Raw genomic sequence first — 11,965 nt, 5'->3', positions numbered from 1 at the left:
TCGCCATGCGCCATCCCTTGCTGTCCGGCTTGTCCATCTGTTTGGCGCTGGCGCTCGGCGGTTGCCAGGCGAGCCTGCCACCCGTGCCTGCCTGGCAGGGGGCCGAAGGCCGCGACAACGTCCAGTTGGGGCAGATCATCGAGTTGTCCACCGGCCAGGCATTGAGCCCTGGGCAGTTGGTCCAGCGCCTGGCCGATGCGCCACGCGTGCTGGTGGGTGAAAAGCACGACAACCCCGACCACCACCGCTTGCAGCTCTGGTTGCTGCGCGCCCTGGAGAGCCAGCGCGCGCAGGGCAGCCTGCTGTTGGAAATGCTTGAGCCGCAACAGCAGGCGCTGGTCGATGCGCAGAAGGGCAAGGTAACGCCTGCAGCCGACCTACCGAAGGCGCTCGCCTGGCAGCCCGGCTGGGATTGGGCGCTGTACGGGCCGATCGTGCGCGAGGCCCTGGGCCAGCCATACCCGCTACTGGCGGCGAACCTGTCGCCCGATGAGGTCCGCCAGGCCTATCGCCAGCCAGCGAAACCACCTGGCGAGCGCTCCAATGCGCCGGTAGTGGTGCAGGCGCTGCTGGCGCAGGTGCGTGCCGGGCATTGCAACCTGCTGCCGGAAAGCCAGCTGCCAGCGATGCTGGCGGTGCAGCAGCAGCGCGACCGACGTATCGCCGAGCGGCTGCTGGCCGCGCCGCAACCGGCATTGCTGCTTACCGGCAGCTACCATGCGCGCAAGGATCTCGGCGTGCCGCTGCACCTGGCCGACCTCGACGCCAAGCCTGAAGACAGGGTGCTGTTGCTGGCGGAAGTGGGGGAAACGGTCGAGCCGGCCATGGCTGACTTCGTCTGGTACACACCGGCGACACCGGAACAGGACTACTGCGCCCAACTGCGCAAGGGCCACTGAATCGCAGGCAAAAAAAGACCCGGCAAAAAGCCGGGTCAATAACCGTGATTAGCCTGATGAGGAGATAATCTGAGCGTCCGAACCAGGGAGCATTCAGGTTACCCAACCGGTCTCGCGACCAGTTGTGATAATCATAACGATTCTCATTTCGTAGTCAATGCTTTTGCAGAATTATTTTTCGTTCTTCTGTGATTGGGCTGGGCATTTGGCATCGAGCTGCTGGTTCAACGCTTGCTTGCGTTCGACCGGCAGGTCATTCCAGTGCATGTCCAGCAGGGCGCCCTCGATGGCATACAACAACACCTTCGAAGCCCGGAACCCTCGCGTTCTCACGGCCTGATAGGCACCCACCGCGCCAAGCCGGCGCAGGTCCGATGCACTGTGGATGCCGACAGCATGCAGCCATTGCGCGGAGGTCTTGCCAAGGTTTTTCAGATGCTGCAATTCATCGTTCATCGAGCCTCCTGGCGATGGCTGAACGGGTCGTGGGGATAAATCGCGAGCAGGTCAATGAGGAGTGTAGCGGGGGTTGTGGATTACGCGGCCTTTTGCCATCGGGGCCGACGGGATGTAGCGTTCTGGCTGAACGGGAGCGGGCAAACGTGGGAGCGGGCTGGCCTCGCGACGGCGATCGCAGGGGCTGATGCTATCGCGGGGCAAGCCCGCTCCCACGTGTATCCGTTCCCGCAAGGCTCGTGGCCACAGCCTTGTGCAGGCCAGACGCTTACCCGTGGCGTGGGCTGCGATAGCGCATCCGCGTCCCGAACTTCACCGACATCAGGATCTCGTCGGCACTCAGCTCGGCCGGGAAATACGTCCCGGAGATTTGCGCATGCGCCAGGCTCGCCCCTTCCAGGCCATTTTCCCGCAGGTCCAGCCCACGCAGGTCGGCGGCGCGGAAGTAGGCATCGGTGAAGTCGATGCCACGCACATCCAGGTCGCGCAGGTCCAGGCCACGGAAATCACCGCCGCGAAAGTCGATGAGCGAGTCGGTGGGCTTCTCGCGGTTGAACGCCGCGATCTTCTCGTCGCGGATCATCGCAAACAGTACGTTGTCCAGCTGACGGGGTTGATTCATGGCGGCGCCTCCTCCGTGGGATGTGATGATATTGTAATGCCATCACTGGAGGGGCGCCGGACTTCAGGCGTGAACTGTCGACTGCTTCACGCCTGGCGGGTCAGAGGCCGGGCAGGCGTTGGCGAATCTGCTCGATCACCTTGTTCATGTTGTTGGCGTCCTGGGTGTCTACGCGGGTGCTTTGCGCCAGTTCCTCGGCATCCAGCGGATCGCGGCTGGCCTGTTGCGCCTTGACCACCTCCAGGGTGGCGTCCGACGGGTCGACGGCCTCGGCCTGGCGTTGCGCCAGCCAGCTGGCGATCACCGCGTCCGGGGCTTGGCAGTCGAGGATCAGGAACGGCACGCCGGTTTCGCTGGCGACCTCGGCCGCTGCCTTGCGCTGTTCATGCTTGAGGTAGGTGGCGTCGAGCACCACCGGGAACCCGGCGTGCAGGATGATCGCTGCCAGCTCGTGCAGGCGCTGGTAGGTGGCAACGCTGGCCTGCTTGTCGTAGATGCCGGCTTCCAGATGACCGGCATCGGCCGCCGATTGCTTGCCGAACAGGCGCTTGCGCTCGACGTCCGAGCGCACGCGCACTGCGCCGAGCGCCTCGACCAGGCGCATCGCCACGTGGCTCTTGCCCACCGCCGAGACGCCCTGGGTGATGGCCAGCAGGCGCGAAGGGATGGCGCTGTAGCTCTCGGCCAGGTTGGCATAGTTGCGGTAGGTGCGCAGGGTGGTGGCGCGCTGCACGCCATCGGCTTCGGCCGGCATGCTGAACAGCGCGACCTTGGCCCGCACCAGGGCGCGGTAGGCCTTGTAGAAGTTCAGCAGTTCCAGGCCCTGGTAGTCGCCGGTCAGCTCCAGGTACTGGCTGATGAAGCGCCGCGACAGGCACTTCAGGCCGCGGTCCTCGAGGTCCATGGCCAGGAAGCCGACGTCGGCGTAGACGTCGGTCAGGCGGAAGGGCTCGTTGAACTCGATGCAGTCGAAGATCACCACCTGGCCGTCGATCAGGGTGGCGTTGCCCAGGTGGATGTCACCGTGGCATTCGCGGATGAAGCCATTGGCCTTGCGCGCTTCGAGCAGGCCGTGCAGGCGCTTGAAGCTGTCCTGGGCCCAGGCTTGCAGTGCGTCCAGTTGCTGCAGGTCGGCCTTGTCGCTGAGGAACGGGCGGATCTGTTCGAAGTTCTGCTCCACCGGTGCCATCACCGCGTCCGGGGTGCCCAGGGGGTGTTCGACCGGCACCTTGGGCGCCTGCAGGTGGAACTCGGCGATCTGCCGGGCCATCTGGTCGATATGGCCGGCGTTCAGCTCGCCGTTGGCCTGCAGGGTGCTGAGCATCTGGCCCTGGGGGAACTGGCGCATCTTCAGCGCGTACTCGATCGCCGGGCCTTCGCCGCCAATCTGCGGCGCTTCGACGCTACCGGTGATCGGCAGCACTTCCAGGTACAGACCTTCGGTCAGGCGCTGGTTCAGGCGCAGCTCTTCGTTACAAAAATGCCCGCGCTGGTCGAGGCCGGTGAAGTCGAGGAAGCCGAAGTTCATCGGTTTCTTGATCTTGTAGGCAAACTCGCCGGTAAGCAGGACCCAGGAGATATGCGTCTCGATGAGCTCGAAGCCCGCGACAGGGTGCGGATAGAGGGCGGGGTTCTGTAGCGCGCTGATCAGGGCTTGGCTCACGGATCATCCTTCAGGGGTCAGGGAATTCGAATCGAACATTATGGTCAATGGTGCCGTCCCTGCAAACCGCCGAGGGGCGTCTGCCTCCCTTTTCCAAAGTGCGTATAATCCGCCGCCATGACTCGTACCCGAAATTCCCGCACTCCTAAAAAACGCCCGACCGGCCGTGCCCGTGCCTGGCTGGGCTGGGCGCTCAAGCTCAGCCTGGTCGGCCTGGTACTGATCGCCGGCTTCGCGGTCTACCTCGACGCCACTGTCCAGGAGAAGTTCTCCGGCAAGCGCTGGACCATCCCGGCCAAGGTGTATGCCCGGCCGTTGGAGCTGTTCGTCGGCCAGAAGCTGAGCCGCAACGACTTCCTCACCGAGCTCGATGCCCTCGGCTACCGTCGGGAAAGCGCGGCCAACGGCCCGGGGGCGGCGTCGGTCAACGGCAATACCGTCGACCTCAATACCCGTGGCTTCCAGTTCTACGAGGGCATGGAGCCGGCGCAGTTCGTGCGCGTGCGCTTCTCCGGCGATTATGTCGCGGGCCTCAGTGGTGCCAACGGCGGCAAGCTCGACGTGGTGCGCCTTGAGCCGCTGATGATTGGCGGCATCTACCCGAAGAACCTCGAAGACCGCATCCTGATCAAGATCGATCAGGTGCCGCCGTATCTGGTGGAAACCCTGATCGCCACCGAGGACCGCGACTTCTACAGCCACTTCGGCGTGTCGCCCAAGTCCATCGCCCGGGCCGTCTGGGTGAACACCTCGTCCGGCGCCATGCGCCAGGGCGGCAGTACCCTGACCCAGCAGTTGGTGAAAAACTTCTTCCTCACCAACGAGCGCAGTCTCAGTCGCAAGCTGACCGAAGCGATGATGTCGCTGATCCTGGAAGTGCACTATGACAAGCACGAGATCCTCGAGGCCTACCTGAACGAAGTGTTCATCGGACAGGACGGCCAGCGCGCCGTGCACGGCTTCGGTCTGGCCAGCCAGTTCTTCTTCAGCCAGCCGCTGCAGGAGCTCAAGCTGCACCAGATCGCCCTGCTGGTGGGCATGGTCAAGGGCCCGTCCTACTACAACCCGCGCCGCCACCCCGAGCGCGCCCTGCAACGGCGCAACCTGGTGCTCGACCTGCTCGCCGAGCAAGGCGTGGCCACTCAGGACGTGGTCGACGCGGCGAAGAAGATGCCCCTGGGCGTGACCAAGCGTGGCAGCCTGGCCGACAGTTCGTTCCCGGCCTTCCTCGACCTGGTCAAGCGTCAGCTGCGCCAGGACTACCGCGACGAAGACCTTACCGAAGAAGGCCTGCGCATTTTCACCAGTTTCGACCCGATCCTGCAGATGAAGGCCGAAACCGCCATGAGCGAGACCTTCAAACGCCTGGCCGGGCGCAAGGGCGCCGACGAAGTCGAGTCGGCGATGGTCGTCACCAACCCGGAAACCGGTGAGGTGCAGGCGCTGATCGGCAGCCGCCAGTCGGGCTTCGCCGGTTTCAACCGTGCCATCGACGCGGTGCGGCCGATCGGTTCGCTGGTCAAGCCGGCGGTCTACCTGACCGCGCTGGAGCAACCGAGCAAGTTCACCCTCACCAGCTGGGTGCAGGACGAGCCGTTCTCGGTCAAGGGCGCCGATGGCCAGGTATGGCGGCCGCAGAACTACGACCGCCGCCCCCATGGCACCATCTACCTGTACCAGGGCCTGGCCAACTCCTACAACCTGTCCACCGCCAAGCTGGGCCTTGAAGTGGGCGTGCCCAACGTGATCAAGACCATCGGTCGGCTGGGCGTGCAGGTCGATTGGCCGGCGTTCCCGTCGATGCTGCTGGGCGCCGGCGGCATGTCGCCGATGCAGGTTGCGACCATGTACCAGACCATCGCCAACGGCGGCTTCAACACGCCGATGCGCGGTATCCGCAGCGTGCTCACCGCCGAAGGCGAGCCGCTCAAGCGCTACCCGTTCCAAATCCAGCAGACCTTCGACCCAGGCTCGATCTACCTGGTGCAGAACGCCATGCAGCGGGTGATGCGCGAAGGTACCGGGCGCTCGGTATACAGCGTGCTGCCGAGTTCGCTGACCCTGGCCGGCAAGACCGGGACCAGCAACGACTCGCGCGACAGCTGGTTCTCCGGCTTCAGCCAGGACCTGCTGGCGGTGGTCTGGCTGGGCCGCGACGACAACGGCAAGACGCCGTTCACCGGAGCCACCGGCGCGCTGCAGGTGTGGACCAGCTTCATGAAGAAGGCCGACCCGCTGCCGCTGGACATGCCGCAGCCGGACAACGTGGTGCAGGCCTGGATCGACCCTTACAGCGGCCAGGGTTCCGACGGCAGCTGTCCGGGAGCGGTGCAGATGCCGTATATTCGTGGCAGTGAACCGCCCGCAGGCGCCGCCTGTGGCGGCGAGCAGAACCCGGCCGAAGAGGTGATGGACTGGGTCAAGGGCTGGATGAATTGAGCGCGAGCTTCTGAAGAGGGTGTGAAGTGAACAAGTGGTGGATTCCTGCCGTGGCGGCAGTGACCGTTCTGCACGGCTGTACCAGCGTCCCGCGTGGCAATATTCCGGTGGTCGATTCGAGCACCCGGGTCTCCAACAGCGAGCGCGTCTCGGCCAACCGCACGTCGGCTTATCCGACCAGCGGCGGCAGCAGCCAGGCCCAGTCATTGCCGGAAGACTCCGGCGTCACCGTGATGATCCCGCAAGGGACAGGCGGGGCGCCGATCCAGTCGTTCCCGGCAGGCACGGGCCCCGCACCGATCAGCACCGGTCCGATCACCCCGGGCCCGGTCAGCAGTGGGCCGATCACGACCAACCCCAACCCGATTGCCGACGAACCGTTCGACATCGCCTCGATGAGCAACCCGGCGCCGGTGACCAGCGCCCCGACCGGTATTCCGCGTGGCAACGCGTCCAGTGGTGGCTTGTCGGCCGACGAGCAGCTCGACGGCCCGGTGCTGGCCTTGCTCACCACTGCCCAGCAGCAGCAGGGCAGCGGCGACTTCAACGGTGCCGCGTCGAGCCTGGAGCGTGCCCAGCGCATTGCCCCGCGTGAGCCGCAGGTGCTGTTCCGCCTGGCCCAGGTGCGCCTGTCCCAGGGCGATGCCGCGCAGTCCGAGCAACTGGCGCGCCGTGCCCTGACCTACGCCAACGGTCGCCCAGACCTGCAGGCCCAGCTGTGGAACACCATCGCCCAGGCCCGTGAAAAACAGGGTGACAGCGCAGGTGCCGCCCTGGCGCGGCAGAAGGCGCGGGTCAACCTGTGATGGAGCAGCGCATTCTCGATATTGCCGACCAGCTGCTGTTGATCGAGCAGGAGCTCAAGGTCCAGGGCTGGTGGAGCGACGCCACCCCCAGTGCCGAGGCGTTGGCCAGCGTGGAACCGTTCGCGGTGGACCGCATGGCCTTCGAACAGTGGTTGCAGTGGATATTCCTGCCGCGCATGAAGCTGATCCTCGAGCACGGGCACCCGTTGCCCAACGCCTCGGGCATTCTGGTGATGGCCGAGACGGTGTTCGTCGACCGCCCGGAACAAAGCCGCGAGCTACGGCGTTTGCTCGCAACTTTCGACCAATTGATCGCGCCTTCCGCCTGATTTCTACCGTTTTTCCTTCAAGGGCCGCAGATTGTGGCCCTTTTTTATGGAAATCTTATTTTTCCTGCTGCTGCTCGCGCCATTAGTGGTGGTGAGAATTCATCTTGATGAAAAATTGGCAATAATTTCTCTTGACTTGTGAGCGCCGAATCACAAGAATCCAGATTCCGCTGTAGAGGGACTGCCAGAAGCAGACCCGCTAAGCAGATCATGAGGCGCACACCCGCGCCGACTTGTAACACCCCGCAACGCGTTACCTCGCGCTGGGTGGGAAGGCCCGCAACACACCAGGGTATTCCCAATACTTGCTCAGTCAGTGCTGACGTTCGCTCATGCTCTGCTTGGCAGTAAACCTAATAAGACCCGCTCAGTGAGGGCGGTATTCTGGCGTTTTAGAGGTGAACAACGTGGAGCTCTTATCCGGCGCTGAAATGGTCGTCCGCTTTTTGCGCGACGAAGGCGTTAAGCACATCTACGGGTACCCTGGCGGTGCTCTCCTTCATGTTTACGATGCCTTGTTCAAGGAACCGGAAGTCCAGCACATCCTGGTTCGTCACGAGCAGGCTGCCACCCATATGGCGGACGGTTACGCCCGTGCCACCGGCAAGGCCGGTGTGGTACTGGTGACTTCCGGCCCAGGCGCGACCAATGCCATCACCGGCATTGCCACCGCCTACATGGATTCCATCCCGATGGTCATCCTGTCTGGCCAGGTGCCCAGCACCATGGTCGGCACCGATGCGTTCCAGGAAACCGACATGATCGGTATCTCCCGGCCGATCGTGAAGCACAGCTTCATGGTCAAGCACGCCTCGGAAATCCCCGAAGTCCTGAAAAAAGCCTTCTATCTGGCGCAGTCCGGCCGTCCCGGTCCGGTCGTGGTCGACATTCCAAAAGATATGACCAACCCGGCCGAGAAGTTCGAGTACATCTACCCGAAAAAGGTCAAGCTGCGTTCCTATAGCCCGGCCCTGCGCGGCCACTCCGGGCAGATCCGCAAGGCAGCCGAAATGCTCCTCGCGGCCAAGCGCCCGGTGGTCTACTCCGGCGGCGGCGTCATTCTCGGCGGCGGCTCCGAAGCCCTGACCGAAATCGCCAAGTCGTTGAACCTGCCGGTCACCAACACCCTCATGGGCCTTGGTGGCTACCCGGGCACCGACCGCCAGTTCCTCGGCATGCTCGGCATGCACGGCAGCTACACCGCCAACCTGGCCATGCACAACGCCGACGTGATCTTCGCTGTCGGTGTGCGTTTCGACGACCGCGTGGTCAACGGCCCGGCCAAGTTCTGCCCGAATGCCAAGATCATCCACATCGACATCGACCCTGCGTCGATCTCGAAAATGATCAAGGCCGACGTACCGATCGTCGGTCCGGTCGAGAGCGTATTGAGCGAAATGCTCGGCATCCTCAAGGAAATCGGCGAGCAGCCCGACAAGGCGGCGCTCGACGCCTGGTGGAAGCAGATCGACGAATGGCGTGGCGACGGTGAGCTGTTCCCCTACGACAAGGGCGACGGCAACATCATCAAGCCGCAACAGGTCATCGAGACCCTGTGCGAAGTGACCAAGGGCGATGCCTTCGTCACCTCCGACGTGGGCCAGCACCAGATGTTCGCGGCGCAGTACTACCGCTTCAACAAACCCAACCGCTGGATCAACTCCGGTGGCCTGGGCACCATGGGCTTCGGTTTCCCGGCGGCCATGGGCATCAAGCTCAACTTCCCCGATCAGGACGTGGCTTGCGTCACCGGTGAAGGCAGCATCCAGATGAACATCCAGGAGCTGTCCACCTGCATGCAGTACGGCCTGCCGGTGAAGATCGTCAACCTGAACAACGGTGTGCTGGGCATGGTTCGCCAATGGCAGGACATGTCCTACAACGGTCGCCACTCGCACTCCTATGTCGAGTCGCTGCCGGACTTCGTCAAGCTGGCCGAGGCCTATGGCCATGTGGGCATTCGCATCACCAGCCTGAAAGACCTCAAGCCGAAACTGGAAGAGGCTTTCGCGATGAAGGACCGCCTGGTTTTCATTGACATCGCGGTCGACCGGACCGAGCACGTCTATCCGATGCAGATCAAGGACGGCTCGATGCGTGACATGTGGCTGAGCAAGACGGAGCGTACCTGACATGCGGCACATCATCTCCCTGCTGCTGGAAAACGAACCCGGTGCCTTGTCTCGCGTGGTCGGCCTGTTCTCCCAGCGCAACTACAACATTGAAAGCCTGACCGTGGCGCCGACCGAAGACCCGACCCTGTCGCGTCTGACGCTGACCACCGTTGGCCATGACGAAGTGATCGAACAGATCACCAAGAACCTCAACAAGCTGGTCGAAGTGGTCAAGCTTGTCGACCTGTCGGAAAGCGCCCACATCGAGCGCGAACTGATGCTGGTCAAGGTCAAGGCCACCGGTGCCCAGCGCGCCGAGATCAAGCGCACCACGGATATCTTCCGTGGCCAGATCGTCGACGTGACCGCCAGCGTGTACACCGTGCAACTGAGCGGCACCAGCGACAAACTGGACAGCTTCATCCAGGCCATCGGCACCGCATCGATTCTCGAAACCGTGCGCAGTGGCGTCACCGGCATTGCCCGTGGCGACAAAGTGCTCAGCATCTAACTTCAAAAATAGCGATGGCTCCGCAGGGGCCGAGATATAACCAGGGGTATTTTCATGAAAGTTTTCTACGACAAAGACTGCGACCTCTCCATCATCCAGGGCAAGAAAGTCGCCATCATCGGCTACGGCTCCCAGGGTCACGCCCAGGCGTGCAACCTGAAGGACTCCGGTGTGGACGTTACCGTCGGTCTGCGTAAAGGTTCGGCCACCGTTGCCAAGGCTGAAGCCCACGGCCTGAAAGTGGCCGACGTGGCCAGCGCCGTCGCTGCCGCCGACTTGGTCATGATCCTGACCCCGGACGAGTTCCAGGGCCAGCTGTACAAGAACGAGATCGAGCCGAACATCAAGAAGGGCGCTACCCTGGCCTTCTCCCACGGCTTCTCGATCCACTACAACCAGGTCGTGCCGCGTGCCGACCTCGACGTGATCATGATCGCGCCGAAGGCCCCGGGCCACACCGTGCGCTCCGAGTTCGTCAAAGGCGGCGGCATCCCTGACCTGATCGCCATCTACCAGGACGCCTCGGGCAACGCCAAGAACGTCGCCCTGTCCTACGCCGCTGGCGTTGGCGGTGGCCGTACCGGCATCATCGAAACCACCTTCAAGGACGAGACCGAAACCGACCTGTTCGGTGAGCAGGCCGTTCTGTGCGGCGGTACCGTCGAGCTGGTCAAAGCCGGTTTCGAAACCCTGGTCGAAGCGGGCTACGCCCCGGAAATGGCCTACTTCGAGTGCCTGCACGAGCTGAAGCTGATCGTTGACCTCATGTACGAAGGCGGTATCGCCAACATGAACTACTCGATCTCCAACAACGCCGAGTACGGTGAGTACGTCACCGGCCCTGAAGTCATCAACGAAGAATCCCGCAAGGCCATGCGCAACGCTCTGAAGCGCATCCAGGACGGCGAGTACGCGAAGATGTTCATCAGCGAAGGCGCCACCAACTATCCTTCGATGACCGCCAAGCGTCGCAACAACGCCGCTCACGGCATCGAGATCATCGGCGAGCAACTGCGTTCGATGATGCCGTGGATCTCGGCCAACAAGATCGTCGACAAGACCAAGAACTGAGTCTTGCGTCGATAATGAAAAACGCGGCTTCGGCCGCGTTTTTTCGTTTGCGCGGTCAGCTTCTGGTATAAAGCGACCAGTGGCTCGCTGTCAGAACCGTTTTGCAGAGCCCATGTCGAACATATTCCACCCTGTTGCAAGGTACTTTTCATGAGCGAACGTCCCGAAGAGCCGAACAAGCCCTCCGACGCCGAAAGCCTGCTACCTGTCGATGAGCACGTTGAAGAAGGCCACGACGCCGAAGGGCGCAAGGTGCGTCACCGCGGTATCTATCTGCTGCCCAACCTGTTCACCACCGCGAACCTGTTCGCCGGCTTCTATTCCATCATCAGCTCGATGAGCGCGCAGAGCGCCCTGAGCGCGGGTGATCCACGCGAGGCGAGCAAGTACTTCGCCTTCGCCGCCATCGCCATCTTCGTCGCCATGGTCCTCGACGGCCTCGATGGCCGCGTGGCGCGCATGACCAACACGCAAAGCGCCTTCGGTGCCGAGTATGACTCGCTGTCGGACATGGTCGCCTTCGGCGTGGCCCCGGCGCTGCTGGCGTTCGGCTGGGCCCTGGGCGACATGGGCAAGGTCGGCTGGATGGTCGCCTTCATCTATGTGGCCGGCGCGGCCCTGCGCCTGGCGCGCTTCAACACCCAGGTCGGCACCGCCGACAAGCGCTACTTCATCGGCCTGGCCAGCCCGGCGGCGGCCGGCGTGGTGGCCGGTACCGTCTGGGCGTTCAGCGACTACGGCATCCAGGGTTCCAAGCTGTCGTTCCTGGTGGCTTTGCTGGTGGCTGCCGCCGGCATGCTGATGGTCAGCAACATCAAGTACAACAGCTTCAAGGAGCTCGACCTCAAGGGCCGCGTGCCCTTTGTCGCGATCCTCGCCGTGGTGCTGGTGTTCGCCGTGGTGTTCAGCGATCCGCCGCGCATCCTGCTGCTGATCTTCCTCGCCTATGCTGCATCGGGGCCGATCCAGTTTCTGTTGCGGGCACGCCGTCGCAAATCCTGACAAGGATTTAATCGCGGAATAACCTGCCGGCTCCATAGTCTTACGTGTACATC

Annotated in this window: 11 protein-coding genes; 8 read left to right on the top strand and 3 right to left on the bottom strand. The window is 63.1% G+C overall.

The window, feature by feature from the left end:
* Nucleotides 1-5: 5 nt before the first annotated feature.
* Entirely contained in the window at nt 6-899 is an 894-nt protein-coding gene (locus ACZ9C1_RS15170; RefSeq protein WP_476254153.1) for a ChaN family lipoprotein, read from the top strand.
* A 171-nt stretch (nt 900-1,070) separates the two neighbouring features.
* Here ACZ9C1_RS15170 and ACZ9C1_RS15165 read toward each other — a convergent pair whose 3' ends face one another.
* From ACZ9C1_RS15165 to ACZ9C1_RS15155, 3 genes are all read right to left on the bottom strand, one after another.
* Nucleotides 1,071-1,355, bottom strand: a complete 285-nt coding sequence (locus ACZ9C1_RS15165) for a TfoX/Sxy family protein (protein ID WP_046854091.1) — start codon at nt 1,353-1,355, stop codon at nt 1,071-1,073.
* A 268-nt stretch (nt 1,356-1,623) separates the two neighbouring features.
* Complete coding sequence (locus tag ACZ9C1_RS15160; RefSeq protein WP_102683213.1) at nt 1,624-1,977, bottom strand: pentapeptide repeat-containing protein; 354 nt, start codon at nt 1,975-1,977, stop codon at nt 1,624-1,626.
* 100 nt (nt 1,978-2,077) lie between these two features.
* Nucleotides 2,078-3,640 (bottom strand): bifunctional aminoglycoside phosphotransferase/ATP-binding protein, encoded by a 1,563-nt coding sequence (locus tag ACZ9C1_RS15155; protein WP_476254152.1) that lies wholly within the window; start codon nt 3,638-3,640, stop codon nt 2,078-2,080.
* Nucleotides 3,641-3,757: 117 nt separating this feature from the next.
* Between ACZ9C1_RS15155 and mrcB the strand changes: the two genes are divergently transcribed.
* The 7 genes from mrcB (at nt 3,758) to pssA (ending at nt 11,912) form a co-directional block, all read left to right on the top strand.
* Nucleotides 3,758-6,079: a penicillin-binding protein 1B gene (gene mrcB, locus ACZ9C1_RS15150; RefSeq protein ID WP_476254151.1), complete on the top strand. Its 2,322-nt coding sequence runs from the start codon at nt 3,758-3,760 to the stop codon at nt 6,077-6,079.
* A gap of 26 nt (nt 6,080-6,105) precedes the next feature.
* A complete protein-coding gene (locus tag ACZ9C1_RS15145) occupies nt 6,106-6,885 on the top strand; it encodes a tetratricopeptide repeat protein (protein WP_102683216.1) in 780 nt (259 codons plus the stop codon).
* Nucleotides 6,882-7,214: a YqcC family protein gene (locus ACZ9C1_RS15140; RefSeq protein WP_102683217.1), complete on the top strand. Its 333-nt coding sequence runs from the start codon at nt 6,882-6,884 to the stop codon at nt 7,212-7,214. Before ACZ9C1_RS15145 ends, ACZ9C1_RS15140 begins: the two co-directional genes overlap by 4 nt.
* 407 nt (nt 7,215-7,621) lie before the next feature.
* Nucleotides 7,622-9,346 carry an acetolactate synthase 3 large subunit gene (locus ACZ9C1_RS15135; RefSeq protein ID WP_102683220.1) on the top strand — a complete coding sequence of 575 codons (1,725 nt, stop codon included), beginning with the start codon at nt 7,622-7,624 and terminating at the stop codon, nt 9,344-9,346.
* A gap of 1 nt (nt 9,347) precedes the next feature.
* Nucleotides 9,348-9,839, top strand: coding sequence for an acetolactate synthase small subunit (gene ilvN, locus ACZ9C1_RS15130; protein ID WP_003250040.1), 492 nt, complete (start codon nt 9,348-9,350; stop codon nt 9,837-9,839).
* Nucleotides 9,840-9,893: 54 nt separating this feature from the next.
* Entirely contained in the window at nt 9,894-10,910 is a 1,017-nt protein-coding gene (gene ilvC / locus ACZ9C1_RS15125) for a ketol-acid reductoisomerase (protein ID WP_038706849.1), read from the top strand.
* Nucleotides 10,911-11,060: 150 nt separating this feature from the next.
* Nucleotides 11,061-11,912, top strand: a complete 852-nt coding sequence (pssA, locus tag ACZ9C1_RS15120) for a CDP-diacylglycerol--serine O-phosphatidyltransferase (protein WP_028691215.1) — start codon at nt 11,061-11,063, stop codon at nt 11,910-11,912.
* Nucleotides 11,913-11,965 lie beyond the last annotated feature (53 nt).

The sequence above is a fragment of the Pseudomonas sp. TE21435 genome (assembly GCF_056279265.1).
This window is presented reverse-complemented; position numbering and strand designations above follow the sequence as displayed.

What these genes read in the sequence shown, in the direction of transcription:
- ACZ9C1_RS15170 (WP_476254153.1), top strand. Translation starts at nt 6, where the DNA reads ATGCGCCATCCCTTGCTGTCCGGCTTGTCCATCTGTTTGGCGCTGGCG.
- ACZ9C1_RS15165 (WP_046854091.1), bottom strand. Translation starts at nt 1,355, where the DNA reads ATGAACGATGAATTGCAGCATCTGAAAAACCTTGGCAAGACCTCCGCG.
- ACZ9C1_RS15160 (WP_102683213.1), bottom strand. Translation starts at nt 1,977, where the DNA reads ATGAATCAACCCCGTCAGCTGGACAACGTACTGTTTGCGATGATCCGC.
- mrcB (WP_476254151.1), top strand. Translation starts at nt 3,758, where the DNA reads ATGACTCGTACCCGAAATTCCCGCACTCCTAAAAAACGCCCGACCGGC.
- ilvN (WP_003250040.1), top strand. Translation starts at nt 9,348, where the DNA reads ATGCGGCACATCATCTCCCTGCTGCTGGAAAACGAACCCGGTGCCTTG.
- ilvC (WP_038706849.1), top strand. Translation starts at nt 9,894, where the DNA reads ATGAAAGTTTTCTACGACAAAGACTGCGACCTCTCCATCATCCAGGGC.
- pssA (WP_028691215.1), top strand. Translation starts at nt 11,061, where the DNA reads ATGAGCGAACGTCCCGAAGAGCCGAACAAGCCCTCCGACGCCGAAAGC.